Origin of the sequence: Microcoleus sp. ARI1-B5, assembly GCF_036705795.1 — a bacterium.
In the GTDB taxonomy this organism is placed as follows: domain Bacteria; phylum Cyanobacteriota; class Cyanobacteriia; order Cyanobacteriales; family Microcoleaceae; genus Microcoleus.
Genome location: NZ_JAUBVK010000011.1, coordinates 61753 through 80859 on the forward strand (window position 1 = coordinate 61753; position 19107 = coordinate 80859).

The following is a 19107-nucleotide window of genomic DNA, read 5'->3' on the forward strand; positions in this document are numbered from 1 at the left end:
AGTTTTTTTAACGTATTTATCAACTATTTTAGCGGAACTTTTAAGTAAATTGAGACGGTGCTTGCTTAAACAATTTATAAGTCAACCTGGGTAAAAAAATATTTATACATTTTCTATTACTCACTAATATTTCCAAAAAAACCAATTTATGAGCGCTATCGCGCCCCCAAATAAAGCATCGAAAAAAAAATGGAACTATCACAGACCAACATCTATTACTTCAATAATTTAACCTGCGTCCACCAAACAGAAAACCAACTCTACATCATGGGTAGGCAAACAACTCTTGTACTGAATTTTCAACAAACAAGCTATCAAACAATCGACCAAATAATCCACGCTCTGCGACTTTTGAGAGACAAAAAAGTCCTAGACAGAAAGTCAATTATCGAGCAAGAGCTGCTGGCCTTAAACTTCCAATTCCCTCTCGAAAGCAGCAACCGTAGCAACAACGACACCAACAATGGTAGCAGCAATGGTAGCAGCAAGCAAAACTGCGAGCTAAAAATCGACTGGTAATTCAATTATGCCGGAGAGACAAGTTTGTTTCTCCGGCAGCCAATAGCAAACATTTTTCGCCACATCCAAAAATGGCTTCCTCTCATAGCACCATAGGTGTATCTTCTGCACTAAGAGCAAGCCGATATGCTCGACTCGTCGGCCGCAACACTACGTCCGCTGCACAATCATATTTGGACGAAAGGCTTGTTCTGATCTAAAAAAGGCCGAGGGGCCAAGTTTTGTGGCGCTGCCCGATAACATCGCTTTCAGATGAATAGCGTATATACTTGAAATAAAACTCTCGAAGATATTAAACACAACGAGTCAGTACAGCTATGTCTGCTAAAGATGTCTTTCACGAAGTCGTTAAAATCGCTCTCCAGAAAGATGGATGGCAGATTACTCACGATCCCTATACTTTACAAGCAGGAACTCTAGAACTTTACATCGACTTGGGTGCCGAAAGGGTGGTTGCGGCAGAAAAAGACGGAGAGAAAATTGCCGTTGAAATCAAAAGCTTTATTGGCCCGTCCAAAATTTCCCAATTTTACACAGCTTTAGGACAATTTATTAGTTATCGGGCAGCTTTACAACAACAAGAAACTGACCGCATTTTATACCTGGCAGTACCCAGCAATGTCTACGATAGTTTTTTTACAATGGGGTTTATTCAGTCTTTAATTCAACAAAACCAAATTCATTTAATTGTTTACGATATAGAGCAGGAGGCGATCGCACAATGGCAAATGTAGACCTTTATAGGCAGCACATCCAAAATCTGCTCTCCCAACACGCTAGTCTTGTGTGGGATGAGCGAATTCAGGCTCAAACTATCTTTGATACCGAGCGCGATCATTATCAATTAGTATATGTGGGCTGGCGCAATCAGCAGCGAATTTATGGCCCTGTTTTGCACCTGGATATTGTTGACAATAAAATTTGGATTCAGCAGGATGGAACTGAGGTGGGTATTGCTAACGAACTCGTAGAATTAGGAGTTCCTAAACAAGACATTATACTTGGTTTTGACCCTCCTAATATGCGACAATTAAGTGACTTTGCTATTGGATAAATTACGCTTAATGGTTAAAAAACTTAGCTTTTTTGAAGGCTACTTTTTTAATACTTAACCGCTTTCATCAGCTTGCATAATTTTCGCAACTTGGTGTTAGATTTCGTACTTGAACTTAACATCCGGTTGCTTGTGCGTAATTCCTGCATCTATTGCTTTCGCCAATGCGCCTCCACCCCTCGTCCCCGACATTGCAAATGCCCAGCATCTCTTTCCCGGCGCAATAGACGGCGAATCAAATCAATTCCGACTGTCGGACACCGTTCCTGCAATTCCCTAATGGAGAATTCTTGAGGCAAATTGTTAATTGCATCCAATACGATCGCCGTTTTAGTTCCTTTTGCGGATGTAACATATCCCACCCGCTGTTCAAACTCCCGATAAGCTGATAGCAGCATGACTCCCAAGAAATACTCCCACCAAGGTAACAGGTTGTGCTGCCCTTCATGCCATCCTTGGGAAGATTGGTAAAGCGTATCATAATAGCTTTCCTTAGTTCTCTCCACAATCCGTTCCAAACTAATAAATCGCCCCACCTCATAACCGGCTTTGTATAGCAGCAGCAAAGTGAGCAACCTTGCCATCCGCCCGTTTCCATCTAAAAAGGGATGAATGCACAAGAAATCTAAAATATAAGTGGGAATCAGCAATAAAGGTTCTATCTCGCCCGATTCCCAGAGGCGATTAAACCGTTCTTGCAGGCGTTCCCTTGCCGCGGGAGTAGCATAAGCGGGAGTAGGTTGAAACCTCACCACTTTAGTTCCATCAGGATAAGTAGCGCTAATTTCATTATCCACTGTTTTCCAGCGCCCGCCTGTATTAACAGCAAATTGGTAAAGGTCGCGGTGCAGTTGTAAAATGACACCTGTACTAAAAGGAATGTGGTTATAACTGGTGTGAATTGTAGTTAGCACGTCCCGATAACCCGCAATTTCTTGTTCTGAACGATCGCGCGGCGTTGTTTTTTCTGTTACTAATTTCTTAATCCGTTCTAGCGGCACAGTAATGCCTTCAATGCGGTTAGAAGATTCGGTACTCTGAATAACCGCAGCTTGACGCAAAGTGCCTAAAACTTGTGGGGCTTGTTGCTTGAATAACTCCTGCTTTCCCTTGTATTCTCCAACTAAGCGAATCGTTTGCAAAAGTCTTTGGTTGAGTTGTTGACTTTCAATGAACCCCTCTTCAAATGACAGCATATCTATTTTTTATCCCTTTTAATGAATCCGTTAACATCTAAAATTGCCTTGGTACAACCGAAAAAATCTGTCATTCACTCTGGATTTTAGCTGGAAAATCAAAAATTACAGTTATTACCATAATGATTAACGGTTACGGTTGTGATGAAAGCCGATCGCAAGCAGAACCGACGCCAAATCCAGATAAATAAGTAAGGCGATAGTTGCTTTTAGCCATAGCCCTTGCCTCTCTTGTTGTCCAAGGTTTGACACTCAGCAAATCGGGTTGAGTTTCCAGTTGCCTTAAATAAGAGCGATCGCCCGTCACTTCAGCAATTACCTGAGCCACAAATTTGCAGCAGCTTAAAGGAGCCTGAACCACCTGCTTTTCAGTAAACCTAACCACAATCCAATTCCACTCTAAGAATAATTGATTGCGGCGCATATCGCTGTCAGCATCGCAGCAATGAGTTGGCTTCTTAGATTTGCCAGCATAAGGTTCATCAATCTCGACATCAATTCCGAGCCCAGATAAAGTGTGAATTACAATAAAATCTGCTGAATAGCTCCTCCGAGATGACGGAATTTTAAACTCTGCTGCTTGTACAACTCCCTCGAAATACCGCTGCAAGTATTGCAGAAAGCGCTCTTCGCTCACTCCTTGCTGAGCGTGAGATATGCCGGTGGAACTAACCCGAAGTGACATCAAATCCTTGAGCGAGAGATTTCTGTGATGTAAGTCAATTCTTACACTTTTAAAAACTGTCTCCAACCCTTCTTTTCCTAGCTTACAACTAGAAAATTTCTGCTGTTTGTTGGATAACGTCTCTTGTTGGGATAATCTTTTTTGTTGGGATAATATCTCTTGTTGGGATAACATTTCTTGTTCTTTGTACTCAAAAACTTGCTGCTTATATCTGGATAGCAGTTTTTGACGGCAACCAAACACATAACTATAAGCAGCCGCGATTAAACATGAATAAGCAGCTACTATCAACAGCATTTCCCACCACAGCCAACCCCAAGAAATAGCTAACAGCCCAAGTGCGATCGCACCATAGAGCCAAAACACCCAAATTAACCACAGCAACTTGACAGGTAACACCACAGGTGGTTGAGGCGGAGTCAGCAAAACAACAGGTTGCTCGAATTGTTGAGTTTCTTGAAGTTGGGATGAGGTGGCACAACTAGAAGTTGCCTCTGGCAAAGGATATTGATGGCAGAACTGCATTACCACTTTTGGGTAAAAAACTATAGGATAATTCATATCTTTAAATACTCCTTTTTTTAAGAGCGCGGTCGCGCTATTTTTAAGAAAGTTTTTTGAATTGTATGCAAAAAATTCCCCAGTCAAGGTTACACAAAATAATTCATTCTCAACCAGTTAGCAAGATTCAAAAGGACAAACAAATCTCTCTTAAATCCGACCCGGAAACAAGGGCGGCGCTTACTCAACTCGAAGAACGCCACGATTATTATCACACCTGCATCAACGGAGGATACTAAGCATGAATTTAGCCACAGCGACGCTTGCTCAAAGTTCAATAACTGCGGCTCAAGTTTGGCATCAACTAGAATCTGCAGAAAGCTCAGAAGAAATCGATCAACTGCTGCAATCCCTTTGGCAAACCCAAGAAACCCAGGAACTCGCTGTTGATGCCCATGCCGACTTAGCCGACCAAATTGATGCCGAAATTGCAGGAATTACAGCCAGGATGCAGTATTTGATAGAACTGCATTCAAAAGCTATCAACAAACTCCAGGGGTGGAGAGAGCGCTTAGACAAAACCGTTCTCTACTTCAACGAGTGCGGCGTGTTAACTTCCGAAATTATTGGCAAACACCGCCGCATTGCTGTCAAGGAAAATCCGCCTACTTGTGAAGTTTTGATTGACCCATCTCAACTATCAGAACCCTATCGTCGAGTCGAAACCAAAACCGTAATTTCTGCCGACAAAAAGGCGATTGCAGACGCTTGGAAACAAGGAATGCCTGTAGATGGTACTAGGGTTTTCCGCAAGCGCAAAGTGGTCTACAGCTTGCTTCCAGGTAACAATTTGCACTCTCTTCAAGCCAACCAGACGCTTGAAAGTCGTTCTTCGGATAAAACGCAGCCCAAAAAACGGCGTTAGCCATCTTTTCAGGTGTCACGAATACCTTGGTCTGACACCTGAATTGTTAAATATCTCCGAATTAGACACCTCCGAATTAAAAATTTCCGAATTAGAGTAGAAAACGCTTGTTTTGTAAGAGCGACAACTTAATTTGGGTCGGGATATCTTACAAATCAATCCAGTATTGAGGGTTTTCAACTTGTTCTTCGGTGACGTTGAACAACTTTGATGCTCTACCTTTAATAACCCCGTTAGCAGCGAGGTTCAAACCTCCCAATTGCTGACTGTTTTCACCTTCTCCCAAAGCAACGCGAGCAAGTGCATCGCTATCGCTATCAGAGAAATAATCCCGTTGGCTTTCCATAGCCGTAGTTGTGCGAACTACTTTCATTTTTTTTCTCCACATTGGGATTGTCATTCTGATTGTAACACGCTACTTCTTTCTTCTAAACCCCTCCAATTGGAGGGGGTGAATATCACTCAGTAGCAGGAATTTGTGAAGGAACAACCTTGTCAAAATCTGGACTATTACTGTGCGTAAGTCCTAAAAATGTAAAAACTAGGATTCAGGAGCTAATCAATGAGCAGAAGAAAACTTACCCCAGAACATCGCTCCACAGAATGGGTAGCTGGGGAAGGACTAAAAATCCCAGTCTTTGATATGTCCTTGGCTGACGGTAGAGCAAAAGGGCGGTACCAAGCTGAATCAGAAGTGCTGCGTAACTCCCTGCTTGAACTGCTTTTTGAACCTGAAGAATTAGCATCCCTAAGCATCGTTAAACCAGACCCAAATGATAGCAGCTTCGACCCTCTCAAAAACATCGACTTCGGAGATGGTATTACCAGAAGAGTTGCTTTCAGCTCCGGCAAAAATGTGTACTTTGCAGACATTGAACTCTCAACCAAACTATTGAGCGTATTCAAAACTCAACCCGACCACGCCTGTCGCTACGGCTCACTGCTAGTTAGCAGTTGCAACCAAGGAGCCAAATTGTTAGATAGCTCCCAAGAAGGCGAAACCTTGCGACTCAAAATTGTTGATTCTCAAAGCGATGACCCGAGTGAAAAAGCGAAAGCTCATAAGTGGCAAACCGGAGACTGTCACGGTAAAATTTCACCGGCACTAGCCCAACAATTGGGAGGTAATGACAACCGACCTTTTCAATTCAGATTTGCCTGGATGCAGGAATGGGGACAAGAAGACTGCCACACTCCAGAAATTAGCTTTCTTGCCAAAGGAACGCTGTTGCCTGATTCTAATTTAACCTCAGACTTAGGTTATGATATCATCATGGATCGCTCCTCTATCAAAGGAGTGGCTAAAGAGGAATTAGCTGAACTTATCCCCTGTGGCGACTACGAATTTCCGAAAGCTATATTAGGAAATCGAGGCAACGCCAAAGTAACTGAATACGAAAATTCCTGGCAATTTTCGATTTGGTATTCCGAAGCAGCTATTCAGGCTGACATCGCCACACCGACCAAAATTGAAGCCCAAAAGCTAGCTGACTTGCAAAACAATCGACTGCAACTTGCCAAATACTTAGTGGAACAGCATGACAAAAAAGCTGCTTTTCAATCTAGCCTTCACGAAGACAGCAGCGGATTAGAAGATGAAGCAGATGAAAAAGCCCAGCGCCACGAATCCCGGCTAATTTCAATTTTGAGGAACGACAAACTCGGTCAACTCCTCGACTTTCCCAAAGTAGTCGATTTCATGCAAGAACAACTGGCTAAAAAGTGGAAAGATTTAGCAATTAAGGGAGCAATTCATCACGGTTCAGCAATGGCTCAACCTTGTGAAAACCTCAAACCCGGTACAATTGTTGCCCCCCACTTGCGACACGGCACACAAGTTATCGTTACCCGATACCCAATTGTCAGTAAAGATAACATCCGTCGCTACACAGTAGACAACAAAAGCCATCCTGAATTAACGCAGTACAAAGGGTGCGTTTTCATTCGCCCAGACCAAGCTATGCAGCACCATCAATGTGATTTTGACGGCGACCAACTGGTAGTTACGCCTGCTTCCCGAATGCCGAATATCGCCTCTGAAACCAGGCACGCTAATCAAGAGAATGAGTACGATGCTGTTGAGAAGCGAGAGAAAGTTGACTACACTAAAGCTACCGATAGTGATGGCGATCGCAAGTATACCAAATTGCGGCAAATTGCCGTAGCGATCGCCCAAAATAAAATCGGCTGGGTGGCTACCTTAATCGGGAGAGTGCAATCGTCAGCAGCAGAACCGGGACAGCCAGAAAGTTTATTCAATCAACAGAAGCGGCAGCTTCTTGGAAAGCTATTTGATGCCCTGCAAATTGAAGTGGACAGTCCCAAAAGTGCTACTCGCACCGAAGACCACCACCCCACCTTGTTGTCCAAGGCTAAGCAGTGGTCAGAACAGCACCCAAGCTACCTATTTGACTACAAAGACGACCCCAGGCTTTACAAAACCGTGCCATTACCTATAGGAGACGGCACCGCTATCAATTGCATTGCTAGAGAGGCTGTTAACCCAGAATGGGAACCAACTCGTCTAAAAAGCCGCCACCGCGACGAATTTCGCTATCTTTTTGAGTCTCCTTCCGACTTGGATGAACGAGAAAAATGGGAGAAACATTATGTCAGGTGGGCGCAAGATATTAAGGAACGCTATCGAGAAAGGATGGGTGAAATTCACTTGGAGTGCGGCGACGATTCTAAGGCAATTAAAGAAGCAGTCAGCAAGTTATACGAGAGCTTAAGAGCCGATGTGACCGAAGCTTGGACTGACCCTGAAGAACGGTTTTTAGCTGCTAGTGCTATGTGGCACGTCGAAACCGCAAATCCCAACTTAGAAGTTCCTCGCAAAGCTTGTAAGGAACTTTCTCGCCAACTGCTGATTGAATTCAACCTTGAACCTGAGTACGAGCGACTGCACGAAGCAATGCCAAAAGACACTTACATTCTGAGCGTCCCTTTCGAGGAATTTGAACGGGACGGTAGCAATAAGACTGTCAGGGATAAGAAGCGACACCCAGTTGGCAAAGACTTAGCTGGACATTGGAAAGAATTGTTAGACAGCAAAGGCATTAAATATGAAGCAACTTTGCATCCGAGCCTGCCAATGGTCAATTTTGCTTTAATTGAACCCAGCGACAAACTGGTGGGAATTCTTGAGAAGAAGTTTTGCGAAAATGTCAACGACATCGACGGTTTAGACTTAACCTACCGCGATGGTCTTGGCCGCACCAAAGATGTCAGTTCCCGCATTGTAGCTCCTGCTGATTATACTTGGCTTGATTCCCAAAACCAAACACCTAAAGCAGCATTGGTTCTCAATTTGTTTACGGATGAAATTTGCCAGCAATTGCAAACCTTTCAGTTTGATAGAGCTGAACTGATTGGGCAAAAGTACAATGACTTGAAAGATGTTGACTTTAGCAGTCCAAAATGGAGGCAGAAAACATTGACTTTTGAGGTTGGCTCTGTTAGCGGTAGCGGTTCGAGGCGCGACGGTAGCCCTATTGTCCTCCTTGACGGACAAGAATTAGCCATGTTCTCTGCTAATTCACCTAAATTGCCGATCTGCACTACCTTTGAGGCCACTATTGAACCCTCGCCTAAAGGTAGTGCTCTGATCTTAAACATCAACCCTAGCTCTGTGCGACTAATTGAATCAGTTGAGGAACTTTCAGAAGTCGCGCCAACTCCTTGTCAAGAGCGATCGCCATCCGTATCCCCAACTCCTTGTCAAGAGCGATCGCAATCCGTATCCCCAACTCCTTGTCAAGGGCGATCGCAATCTGTATCCCCAACCCCTCGTCAAGGGCGATCGCAATCCGTATCCCCAACCCCTGCTCAAAACAAACCGCCGTCTCAACCTGGAGACATTGCTGCAAGCCCCGTCCACCTCTCACAACTGCTGAAGGATGCAATTTCTGAAGCATATAACCAAACTGGAGCAACTAAAATCCCTGTGGGAAACTGGACAGCTTTTATTAGCAATAATCGCAATAATCTTAGATGTTTAGTCCGAGATGAAGCTGATAATCCGGTATTAGCTGCTGACTTGAAAACAGGTCAAATTAGTAAGAAACTTTCCGAAAACAGCAGCGCTCAGTTTCTCAAATACCTCTTAACAATCGATGCTGAGTTAGCTTCAACCTCCTCGAAAAATAGAGTTGCCGACGCACAACTTTAACATGAATTCTGAAGTGATATTATGTCCGGTATTTTGACCTTCCTTGAGGAGATTCGTACAACACACATTGAAGCCTACGCTTTTATGAGTATTTTGACGGACATAATATGACACTTCTTTTGCTCCAGATATCAGAAATACCTACCCCCTCCGATTGGAGGGGGTAGTTTTCAGTCCCTAAAACCGCTCTTCCGAGTGAAGTCACTAGACACACTACTCGAATTTCATGGGAAATATCCACTCACTCTGTCACAAAAATTATGGCTACAAAAACAGCATCCCGAAGCCGAAGCCAGGGAAACTACATCACCCCTAACACAGCCGAGGGCAAGAAAATCCTCAACTACCTAAGAAATCGCTGCGAGAAAGCTTTAGATTACTGCCAGGAAAATGGACTCACCAGCGTAGAAGATTTTGCCGATGCAATTGAAGAACTAACGGAAGCCGACGGCAAACCTGGCATTAGCGTGGAGGTCAAGCACAACGGACTCGTCCTCAGTTTGAGCGATCGACCCGAGTACGGCTCTACCACAGGAAAGTACATGATGGAACACTTGGGGGAACCGGACGACAACCGATTTACTAAAACAGGAATTGAGGCATTACTCGACTCCACTAGAACTAAAAACAGGTCTAAAAAAGACGATTTACTAGATGAATTGGATGATGAACCCTCCCCAAAGCCCAAAGCTCAAGCTGCCAGCAAGTCAAAAAAAGACGATTTACTAGATGAGTTAGAGGATGATGAACCCTCCTCTAAGTCTAAACATAAAGCTGCAAACCAGTCAAAAAAAGACGATTTGTTAGATGAGTTAGAGGATGAGCAACCCTCACGACGTGCGAAATCTAAATCCCATACTAAATCTAAAAAAGATGAAATAGAATTTGAGGATGATGACGAACCATCACCTAAGTCTCAAACCAAAAACCGACCTCGGATCGATGACTTACAGAAGTTGGAACCGGAAGAAAGACCGCTTAAATCTAAAGCCTTAAACCGCTCTCTAAGCAATGAACTAAGTGAGCTAGATGAATTTGAAATCGAAGCACCTCAACCTCAAGCTAAATCACCAACAAAAAGCCACATTCAAAACTCGGATCGAGAAGATTTAGAAGAGACAGAAATATCATCCAAATCCCAAACCAAAAGAAAACTTCAGACAGATGAAGCGGTAGAAGCTGCGGAATCTTTAGCAGCCACACCTTCAAAAAGCAGAACTAGCCCACAGCGACCTCAAGGCAAAAATTCCAACGACCAGAACATCGATAGTATCCTCGATGCTGCTGTACAAGTTAGTGGTAGAACAGCCATTTCTGGAAATGAGGTAGAAGGTACAACTGTCAGCGGCCTGAGCGGTCAAGTTGCGGTTCTCGCTACTCTGATGGGGAAAAAAGCAGCTTCTCAAATTATAGAAGCTGCTCTTGGGGCTGGAAAAGAGCGCCAAGTTGCCGATATTGTCAAAAGGCTCAAAGCTCAAAGCCAGCGGGCTGACTCGCTCTCGCAGCGGGTTACCAACTTGGCTGAAGCGGATTCAATTGTAAATGCAACCGTTGAATCCGAAGCTTTACCAGTAGCTGAACCGGAGCCAGAACCGGAACAAAACATCTTACCTGAACCGGATGCCGAATTTGTGTCAACACCCGGTATGCTCTTAGCTAAAGCTGTTAGCAAAGTCCACGGAAAAGTTGATAAAATTTCCGGCAGTGTCAGAGACAACAATTCTGAAAAAATAGTTGCTATTAAGATTGACACAGAGGCGAGTTTTGAAGAACAACTCGTACAAATAAATGAAGCACTCAACCGACTTGAAAAGCGACTCGATACCCTAGAACAACGAATAGAAGCTTTAGAGAACAAACTTTCTCTTCAAAGCGAGACAGGCGTTCAAGCTGCGGATGCAAAAGTAGAACCGCCCGACAGCTCAACTCCATCCCTCAGCGACCAATTCGTACAAAACGCAACAGAAATAGGTGAAACAATTTCATTAGAATCAACAATCCCAGCTAGCAGCGCTAACGCTACTGCTAAAAAAATCACTGTGACCGCCCAAAATATTACTCAGGACGCCCAACTTGCAGCAACACTGGCAAAAATTTACAGCCTAGCTGAAGAAGAAGCAAGTGCGGAAGGCATTGGATTAGAAGATGGGGTTGATTTGGGAGAAGCCAAACTTTATGTAACAAATTTTGACTCCTCTACCGCTGTCAGCTTAAAAACTAAGGAAGGCGAGGAACTGTTTTCAGCAGTACAGGATAAAACTGGAGAATGGGAAGTTACAAACGACTTCCTGAAACCTGAAGAAAAAGAAGAACTCGACCGTTTAAAGATTTTTCAACAAGCTCTCAACCAAGAACGTCTAGCTGAAATGGTAAAGAGAAGCGGTCAGGATGAAGTGAGCTTTACCGATTCCCAGGGCTCGCGCCTCGACTTTGAAGTCGAATTCAGCGATAAATCCAAGTCGAAGGGTACTGTCAAAGGCTTTAACTCTCACAGCGAGATAGTTTTTGAGGCTAGCCTCCAAAAAGGTAATCTTGAGGTACTTTTGTGCGATATTCCACCAGAAGTAGTAGAAAATCTCCTATCCCAACAGCAACTTGTTCAAAACCAGAACTCCAACAAGCAGGAAGCGAGAAAAACTGAGACCGAAATGGAAATTTGAAATAACTTTTTTCACTTGCACCCTCCATTTGGAGGGGGTCACTCTCACTGTATAGAATCACCTTTTTTGGCGATTTTGCAGGGATTAGATGCAACTTAAATTAGCATTAAAGCACTAATTTTATCGAGATAGTGACATGGCTACTTACTTAGACCAAACAAGAAATGAACGAAACCGCAACTCATTATCACGCTGGTTAAAACAACAGAAAATCACACTGGGCGACCTTCCATTCCTCGGCATTTGCCTAGCCTCACTCATTTACTTCAGCCTTCATGACCCTCTCCTAATAACAACTTTAGGCTGCTCCAGCATAGTCTTTTTGAGTTTGTGGCACACCGCTAAAGCAATCCCAATTGTAGAGCGATATATCGGCTGCAAAATTCGATTTTGGCACATTGCCACTGCCATCATCACCTCTACTGCACTCTGCTCCGTACTCGATTCCCCAGCTAACGCCATCTTCCTCTCCGGCTTAGAAGAATTTATGAAAGAGCTAGCAGAAGGAGCCTCTTCAGCGGGAGGCGAAGCTATTGATGCCGAAGTCATCGAACTGATTTTCAACTTAATTCGCGGAGCATTTCTTTTGTTAGTAGCAGCCGCTTCTCTTTTCGCCTACAACCAAGCACAACAAGGTAACGACTGGAGACCAATTGTTACCCAAGTTGCTTTAGCCTTTGCCATTGTAATTGCCGTTGACGTAATAACTTTTTTATTCGTTGGCAATGGCGGTGGCGGAGGTGGAGCTTAGGGAAGAGGGGAAGGGGAAGGAAGGATAATTTTTCGAGTTTTGAGTTGAACCTTATTCTCGGATTTGTCAAATTGTAAAAATCAAAGACCGATTTGATAATGAGGTTATTTTAAGCAACTGTTTCCCCCCCTACTTTTATTTATGGAACAAAACCAACATACTGAATAGTGGGGATTAACAGGTAATAATATCGCACTCTGTTTTTCTTTCCGTTTCCCTGCTTTAACTCCGAAAATCGCACAAGATAGTAGCAACAAAAGCTATTAAAAACCAGGTTTTCCCTTCCCCTTCCCCCTCCTTTTTCCCTTCCCCTTCCCCTTACTACCATGCTCAAAGACCCAGATAAAGACTTTATTTCAGTCAATAAAATTCTTGGCAAACAAGCCAGCATCGGCATTATTCCAGCGGAACAGCTAATTCCCTGGATGCTAATCACCGTAATTTCATACATCCTCACCAACGGCTTATTCAGCTTAGGAATGCCTTGGTTTTTCACCACTACTTTCTGGCTAATTGTAAGCTGGTGGCTCCTGACAGGTAACAAACCTCACCTTTTTGTAGACAGGTTTAGACCTCCGCCGGGGAATGAGTGGTACAACGGTAATCTTTTATACCTTTCTCCCGTTCCCCAACACCGACCAAACCCGATTCGCCACCGAATCAGCGATTCACAAGTCCGAGTCAAACTTAAACCCAAAGTTGCTCCCACTCAACAAGGAGGTAACAGCCGACTTATGCCCTTCCAAAACTACCAAAACCTCCTGTGTTTAGTCACTATCAAAAAGGATGGTCGAGAAGTTTCTGGTTACTTACTGAATGAAGGCAGTCAATACCAAATTGTATTCGGATTCGAGACGGCTGGCTTTCACAACATTCTCTACCGCCATGAAGTAAACAATGCAGCCACCGCCTTAGAAGAAGGGCTAAAAGACATTCCCCCAGGCGAAAAAATGACCTTTCACACCGGCTGCTACAGCAGCGATTGCGTTCGTCAGCAACAGTTAACTGAATTGGCTGACAACTGTCACCTCAAACCCATTTCTGTACTCGTTCGTAACGAACAGAAACGCATTCAAGAACTCAACTTAGCGGGTACCAGACAACTGTGGAACCAAACTATTTTCTGCACTTGGACATTCAACGCTCAATCTGGCTCCAAATCCAACGACCCTCTGAGTAAATTCATCAATGGAATTGTCAATACAGCCAACAGCATTGCTGCACAATTTACAGGCAACCAGCGCATCTACTCTGAACGCTTTTACAAACAACTGCTGCTCGATGCTTTCGAGCAAGGCTACATCCGGTGGGAACTCTTGCTAAACACCAAAATCGGACTGGAAATTCAACCCATGAATGCCCAAGCATTGTGGGGATGGCTGTGGCAAAAATTCAACAGCGCACCCGTACCCCTTATCCCCCAACTTCTCACCTTAAAAGAAACCGCGTCCGACTACAAACTAACCGAAACCATCAACAGTCACAAACACGCCTGCACCATTTTAATTGAAGGTATGAGCGGCCGTTCGAGCTGCCCAGAACACAGAAAAGCTAGCTCACGCATTTTGCTCCCCGGCAGAAACGCAGAATGCGGCGTGCTAACAATGGAAGAGGGCCCCGGTGGCTGGCTCAATACTAGAGAGCAATTGCAATGGCTCTGGAAAATTATGAGCAACAGCTACGTCCGCGATACTGAAGCCGTTGTCGAAATTAGCGCCGCTCCCAACTTTATTATTCAAGACAACTTAGCCAGGCAAGCTAAACAATCTAAAAGTGCCAAAAAACGCGCTTTAGAAAAAGGTCAAGGTCGCGATGTAGGAGCAGAAGTCAAACAGGAAGAATCCTTTGAAGCCCAGAAAAAAATGTACAAAGGTGCAAGAGCAATTCACGCTGCTGTCACCTTCTTAGTCTACCGACCAACGCCGGAGCAACTAACACACGCTTGCCAAATGCTCTCCCACAGCTTCGGCTCTGCCAAGGTATTAAGAGAGCGCAACATTGCTTGGCAACTGTGGCTAGAAACTTTGCCCATTACTGTAAGCTGGCTGTTGCACAGCAGTTCGCTAATTAACGAACGCCGCCTCACCTTAGACACCGAAACTGTCCCCGGTATTTTGCCCTTAACTGCTGTAAGGGACATCGACTCAAAAGGAGTTGAATTCATCACCAAAGGCGGCAAACCCGTGTACGTTGACCTCATGCACAACCAAACTAGCCGCGCCGTTATAACAGGTGAATCCGGTTGCGGTAAAAGCGTTGTAGGATGGCGATTTGCGGTCGATGCTTTAGCCGCTAATATTCCAGTAGTCGGTATGGACATCTCAGCAGGAAGCGGCAGTACCTTTGAGACAGCAGTGAAACTGTTAGGCGACGACGGTGCGTACTACGACATCACCTCTGGCAGCTCGAATCTACTCGAAATACCCGATTTGAGGCGTTTTGACAGAGAAGAGCGATCGCGCAGACTAGACCAATGGAAAGAGTTTATCAGAAAAGCGCTGACTATTATCAGCATGGGCAAAGTCCGCGACCCCAAACTAGCGCAGCGAGTCGATGCCATTTTGCTGCTAACTCTGAAAAAATTTCTGGAAGAGCCGGAAATTATCGAGCGCTACAATACTGCCTTTGAAAAAGGCTGGAAATCGACCGCTTGGCAAGAAATGCCAACCCTCAAAAACCTCCTAAAATTCTGCACAAAAGAGCAACTAAACCTGCAAAATTTTACCGACTTCGACCGCATTGCCATCAACCAAATTATCACTCAATGTAACGCATTACTAGCCTCACCTTTAGGGAAAGCAATTGGCAGGCCCAGTACATTTTCACCCGAACCCGCTGTTAAGTTTTTTGCCCTCAGCAACCTGGGCAACGAACAAGACCAGTATTTAATGGCAATTAACGCCCACGCTGCTTGCATCCGCAACGCACTTTCTCACCCTAAAAGCTTGTTTATCGGAGACGAACTTTCGATTTTGTTTAAGAAAGACGGATTTGCTGAAGTAGTAGGCGAACTCTGTGCAGTGGGTAGAAAGAATGGCATTTCAGTGCTCTTGCTATCTCAAGATATCGACAGTATTTGCGACTGTAGTGCGGGAAGCATGATTATGCAAAACATGGTGTATCGAATTACCGGAAGATTGACATCAAATGGAGCTAATTCTTGGGTTAAACGTTTGGGATATCCGGCTGAAATTATCAGTCAAAATGCTACAGAAGCTTTCCTCCCTAGAGCGGCTGAGCTTTATTCCAATTGGCTAATTGAAAAAGGAGGTCGTTTCTGGCAAAGCCGATACTACCCAGGTGAAATGATTTTAGCAAGTGTGGCTAACAATCAAGCTGAATTAATGGCTCGTGCGCGAGTGATGGCTCAATATCCCAATACATTAAAAGGGCAATTGCTAGCACTCAAACAATTTGCATCTGAATATGTACAAGCCATTAAAGAAGGCCGTTCATTAGCCAATATTGGCAAGAATTCAGTCACCGAAATCAAGGAACACAAATCCCATCAAGACCTGATGGCTAGCTAGAACACTTGAGAGACTGAGAAAAGCCAATTACTAATTACCACTCCTCGAATTACTGCACACATAAGGGAGAAACACATGAAATCATCGAAATTGCTTGTAAAAATTGCCCTCAGTATTCCTGCAATTGGGCTGAGTTTAATACTAAATTCTGTTGAAGCAAAAGCTCAAACCTCTGACAACAATCCGACTGCAACACAGCTTCCCACCTTAAACAATTCTAACAGCAGCACTTTCAACCGCTCCAGCTTCACAGTTCCCAATCAACAAATAGAAAGCCAAATCCAACAATCAGCTAATAACTTCTTGAGCAACCAGAAAGAAATAGGAGGTAGAGAAAACACAATTAGCGGCATAACAGGCGAAATTTCCGATACCATCTCCACCATCTCTGACAGCATTTCATGCATCTGGGACAATTTGTTAAATAAAGTCGAAAAATTCAGCAGTGAAATAGAGTCAACCCTCTCTTCATTCCTGGGAGAACTGAAAGTTCCAGACCTACAAGAAGCAGTTAAAAGCATAATGGACGGCAACACCTCCGAAAGTGAAGGGACAAAACTATCCGCTGCTTTAGAGAAGAGACCGCAAGATTCTTACAGCCTCAAAGAGAATACCGCAGAACTCGCAGAAAGAGAAAGTGCTGTAAGTGTTGCCAATAAAGCCACTCTCAGTAAAGAAGCTCAACAAAAGCAAGCTCAGATGAAAGAAGTTGTCCAACAAAACGTAGAGCAAACTAATCGCGAGAGCCAAAATTCAATGGAATTGGGTGCTGATTCAGAAGGTCAAGATGTCACTCAGAACATTATGAGAAATATATCTCAACAAAGTGCGATCGCAGCTAAACAAGCAGCCTTATCAGCAGAAAATCAAAGTGCTTTAGTCATGCAGGGCCAGCAAGCTCAAATCGATCGCAGTTTTGCCAACATTCTCAACGCTCAACAAGCTGAAGAACTCAACGAAATTAACACAGCCCAGAGACGGCAGGATGCTGCGGCTGCTACAGCTTCTTCTACTCAAGCCGGACTGTTTCAAATGCCGGGAGGCATCACTCTGGGGGCAAGCGAAGACTGAAATCACAACAAGGAGACACCGCGATGCTGACACAACTAATCGCCCAAACTAGCACAGCAGGACAAGCCCTGGACACTCTATCTGACGCCATAGAAGTCTCTCAAAAAACCGTCGAATCGTGGAATTTAGTTTGGTTTAACACCTTTAACACTCAAGAATCCTCTCTCTGGATTGCCTTAGTCAAACTAGGACTAATTCTGGCGGGAATATCTGTTACTTACCTCGCTGTCACCAGTGGCAAAGAAATCATCGAAAAACAGTCTTGGTCAGAGCTAGTAGCCATGTTTATCTGGCCGCTCGTAATTGTAGTATTTCTCAGCAACAACGGTAAAGTCTTAGCTGAAAGCGTCAAATTCATCAAATTTGTAGGCAGCACTCAAGTTCAAGAAATCATGAAAATTCAAGTAGGAGAAATGACCTTCAGAACTGCCCTGAGCGACGTTAACCTCACCAGTGCTGGCAAAGAAGAAATTGAAAAACTCTACAGCGAATGTCAGGGCAAAGTTGGAGAAGCTTTAGTAGAATGTTGGAACAGCAAAAAACAGCCAGCTCAACAAATCCTTCAGGCAGCCGAACAGCAAAATGGAGGCACTCTCAAAAGCTTGCAGCGATTTGTCGAAAACTTAGGCAATGCAACCAATCTTCAAGACATAGGAAATGGCGATTTTGCAGGGCAAGTTTTTAGGTCTACTGTTTTGCCGATCATTCGCTTAATTCTTAGATCGGTACAGTGGGCATTTGTCAACATTTTAGAAGCAGCGTTATTACTAACAGCTCTGTTCGGGCCTCTGGCAATGGGCTTGTCGCTGCTGCCGTTGCAAGGAAAACCAATCTGGGCTTGGCTTATAGGATTTATGTCCTTATTTGGAGTGCAATTGGGCTACAACATTGTTGTTGGATTAGTGGCTGTAGTGATTGTCAAATCCGATGCAGAGTTAGTTACAGATATCGCCTTTTTATTCTTTTTAGCTGTGTTTTCTCCCGTTCTAGCCGTGTTAATAGCCAAGGGTGGAGGAACTGCTTTGTACAGTGCGATCGCCAATAGCACCAAACAGCTTACAGATATTGCCAGTAACGCGATCGGCGTTATTGCTGGAAAACTGATCTAGGGGAAGGGGAAAGAAATTCCGATAGCTTTTTCTGCACCGCACCGGGTTGTTACTCACTACTCAAACCCAGTTTCCCAATCCATTCCCTCCCTATCTCCTCACCTCTCCATTTCTCATCCCCTTCAATAAAACTATGAAATTTCCACAGTCTCAACCCTTACTCCCTGAATCTAAAAACACCTTAGCCTTGTGCTTTGTCCTGCTAACAAGCTTTGTTTGCCTCCTGACAATTGCTGTTTTAGTTAACACAGTTAGCTTGAGAGCCTTATCTCAAAGAAAAGTTACTTTTGTCCAGTTAAAAGACGGAACCGCAGCACGAATTGCAGAACAAGATGAACTGTACAGAGAGCCGAAAATTATCCAAAATTTTGTATCCAGTTGGGTAAATTTAACCTGGGCTTGGTCAGGCAAAATTCCCGGCACAAATGACCCAGACCCCGGCATTAAAGTTAAAGGTTCCCAAGTTCCTACAACTGCTTGGATGGGTTCCTTGATGATGGAATCAGAGTTTGGTAAAGCTTCTCTTGTTGAACTTGCCAAACTCGTTCCCAACACCATCTATTCAGGAAAAACCCGCTCTGGAGTCTATATCTCTCACATCTCAGAACCCAGAGAAATAAAAAGAGGAGTTTGGGAAATAGATGTAATTGCTACTCGCGTAGTGCTAGAGCAAGGCATTGGAGAAAGCCGAGAACAGTTTAATCGAACCTTCACCGTCAAAGCCGTAGAAATTCCCAAATCCCCTCTCAAAGAAAACGCTAATGAATTAGAGAAGACTATTCACTCTTTGAGAGCAGCCGGATTAGAAATTTCCCGAATTGTCGAATTCAAACCATAGAAGAGGAAAGAGACATGGAAAGGGGACGAACCGGCAAGTGGGTAAATTTAAAAACCTACCGTAACAACTAAAGAATTTAAACATTTAGTATGTTTCA

The 19107-nt window shown here is 44.0% G+C and carries 14 protein-coding genes; 11 read left to right on the forward strand and 3 right to left on the reverse strand.

Annotated elements, in window-relative coordinates:
- The first annotated feature begins 189 nt into the window (after positions 1 to 189).
- The 3 genes from QUB63_RS17785 (at position 190) to QUB63_RS17795 (ending at position 1573) form a co-directional block, all read left to right on the forward strand.
- Positions 190 to 519 carry a hypothetical protein gene (locus tag QUB63_RS17785; RefSeq protein WP_332946590.1) on the forward strand — a complete coding sequence of 110 codons (330 nt, stop codon included), beginning with the start codon at positions 190 to 192 and terminating at the stop codon, positions 517 to 519.
- A 317-nt stretch (positions 520 to 836) separates the two neighbouring features.
- The gene (locus QUB63_RS17790) at positions 837 to 1253 is read left to right on the forward strand and encodes an element excision factor XisH family protein (protein ID WP_332946591.1); all 417 of its coding nucleotides are present in this window, start codon (positions 837 to 839) and stop codon (positions 1251 to 1253) included.
- Positions 1241 to 1573 carry a XisI protein gene (locus QUB63_RS17795; RefSeq protein WP_332946592.1) on the forward strand — a complete coding sequence of 111 codons (333 nt, stop codon included), beginning with the start codon at positions 1241 to 1243 and terminating at the stop codon, positions 1571 to 1573. The genes QUB63_RS17790 and QUB63_RS17795 overlap by 13 nt, the downstream gene beginning before the upstream one ends.
- Positions 1574 to 1722: 149 nt before the next feature.
- On the opposite strand, the gene QUB63_RS17800 is transcribed toward QUB63_RS17795, so the two are convergent.
- Both QUB63_RS17800 and QUB63_RS17805 read right to left on the reverse strand, forming a co-directional pair.
- Positions 1723 to 2769 (reverse strand): Fic family protein, encoded by a 1047-nt coding sequence (locus QUB63_RS17800; RefSeq protein WP_332946593.1) that lies wholly within the window; start codon positions 2767 to 2769, stop codon positions 1723 to 1725.
- A 133-nt stretch (positions 2770 to 2902) separates the two neighbouring features.
- Positions 2903 to 4015: a hypothetical protein gene (locus QUB63_RS17805; RefSeq protein ID WP_332946594.1), complete on the reverse strand. Its 1113-nt coding sequence runs from the start codon at positions 4013 to 4015 to the stop codon at positions 2903 to 2905.
- A gap of 241 nt (positions 4016 to 4256) precedes the next feature.
- On the opposite strand from QUB63_RS17805, the gene QUB63_RS17810 reads away from it, so the two are divergent.
- On the forward strand, positions 4257 to 4880 hold the full coding sequence (locus tag QUB63_RS17810) for a siphovirus Gp157 family protein (protein WP_332946596.1): 624 nt from the start codon (positions 4257 to 4259) through the stop codon (positions 4878 to 4880).
- A 148-nt stretch (positions 4881 to 5028) separates the two neighbouring features.
- On the opposite strand, the gene QUB63_RS17815 is transcribed toward QUB63_RS17810, so the two are convergent.
- Positions 5029 to 5253 carry a hypothetical protein gene (locus QUB63_RS17815; protein WP_332946597.1) on the reverse strand — a complete coding sequence of 75 codons (225 nt, stop codon included), beginning with the start codon at positions 5251 to 5253 and terminating at the stop codon, positions 5029 to 5031.
- A 189-nt stretch (positions 5254 to 5442) separates the two neighbouring features.
- On the opposite strand from QUB63_RS17815, the gene QUB63_RS17820 reads away from it, so the two are divergent.
- The 7 genes from QUB63_RS17820 to QUB63_RS17850 all read left to right on the forward strand — a co-directional run bounded on the left by QUB63_RS17820 (position 5443) and on the right by QUB63_RS17850 (position 19010).
- Entirely contained in the window at positions 5443 to 9051 is a 3609-nt protein-coding gene (locus tag QUB63_RS17820; protein WP_332946598.1) for a hypothetical protein, read from the forward strand.
- Positions 9052 to 9311: 260 nt separating this feature from the next.
- Positions 9312 to 11711, forward strand: a complete 2400-nt coding sequence (locus tag QUB63_RS17825; RefSeq protein WP_332946599.1) for a hypothetical protein — start codon at positions 9312 to 9314, stop codon at positions 11709 to 11711.
- Between the two features lie 322 nt (positions 11712 to 12033).
- Complete coding sequence (locus tag QUB63_RS17830) at positions 12034 to 12462, forward strand: hypothetical protein (protein WP_332946600.1); 429 nt, start codon at positions 12034 to 12036, stop codon at positions 12460 to 12462.
- Between the two features lie 326 nt (positions 12463 to 12788).
- Positions 12789 to 15992, forward strand: a complete 3204-nt coding sequence (locus QUB63_RS17835; protein ID WP_332946601.1) for a hypothetical protein — start codon at positions 12789 to 12791, stop codon at positions 15990 to 15992.
- Positions 15993 to 16067: 75 nt separating this feature from the next.
- Positions 16068 to 17063: a hypothetical protein gene (locus tag QUB63_RS17840; RefSeq protein ID WP_332946602.1), complete on the forward strand. Its 996-nt coding sequence runs from the start codon at positions 16068 to 16070 to the stop codon at positions 17061 to 17063.
- Positions 17064 to 17086: 23 nt separating this feature from the next.
- Entirely contained in the window at positions 17087 to 18172 is a 1086-nt protein-coding gene (locus tag QUB63_RS17845; RefSeq protein WP_332946603.1) for a hypothetical protein, read from the forward strand.
- A gap of 133 nt (positions 18173 to 18305) precedes the next feature.
- On the forward strand, positions 18306 to 19010 hold the full coding sequence (locus QUB63_RS17850; RefSeq protein ID WP_332946604.1) for a hypothetical protein: 705 nt from the start codon (positions 18306 to 18308) through the stop codon (positions 19008 to 19010).
- Positions 19011 to 19107 lie beyond the last annotated feature (97 nt).

Excerpts from the sequence above, each read along its gene's own strand:
- QUB63_RS17840 (WP_332946602.1), top strand. The coding sequence starts at position 16,068 with ATGAAATCATCGAAATTGCTTGTAAAAATTGCCCTCAGTATTCCTGCA.
- QUB63_RS17815 (WP_332946597.1), bottom strand. The coding sequence starts at position 5,253 with ATGAAAGTAGTTCGCACAACTACGGCTATGGAAAGCCAACGGGATTAT.
- QUB63_RS17850 (WP_332946604.1), top strand. The coding sequence starts at position 18,306 with ATGAAATTTCCACAGTCTCAACCCTTACTCCCTGAATCTAAAAACACC.
- QUB63_RS17835 (WP_332946601.1), top strand. The coding sequence starts at position 12,789 with ATGCTCAAAGACCCAGATAAAGACTTTATTTCAGTCAATAAAATTCTT.
- QUB63_RS17820 (WP_332946598.1), top strand. The coding sequence starts at position 5,443 with ATGAGCAGAAGAAAACTTACCCCAGAACATCGCTCCACAGAATGGGTA.
- QUB63_RS17800 (WP_332946593.1), bottom strand. The coding sequence starts at position 2,769 with ATGCTGTCATTTGAAGAGGGGTTCATTGAAAGTCAACAACTCAACCAA.
- QUB63_RS17825 (WP_332946599.1), top strand. The coding sequence starts at position 9,312 with ATGGCTACAAAAACAGCATCCCGAAGCCGAAGCCAGGGAAACTACATC.
- QUB63_RS17785 (WP_332946590.1), top strand. The coding sequence starts at position 190 with ATGGAACTATCACAGACCAACATCTATTACTTCAATAATTTAACCTGC.
- QUB63_RS17795 (WP_332946592.1), top strand. The coding sequence starts at position 1,241 with ATGGCAAATGTAGACCTTTATAGGCAGCACATCCAAAATCTGCTCTCC.
- QUB63_RS17845 (WP_332946603.1), top strand. The coding sequence starts at position 17,087 with ATGCTGACACAACTAATCGCCCAAACTAGCACAGCAGGACAAGCCCTG.
- QUB63_RS17805 (WP_332946594.1), bottom strand. The coding sequence starts at position 4,015 with ATGAATTATCCTATAGTTTTTTACCCAAAAGTGGTAATGCAGTTCTGC.
- QUB63_RS17810 (WP_332946596.1), top strand. The coding sequence starts at position 4,257 with ATGAATTTAGCCACAGCGACGCTTGCTCAAAGTTCAATAACTGCGGCT.
- QUB63_RS17790 (WP_332946591.1), top strand. The coding sequence starts at position 837 with ATGTCTGCTAAAGATGTCTTTCACGAAGTCGTTAAAATCGCTCTCCAG.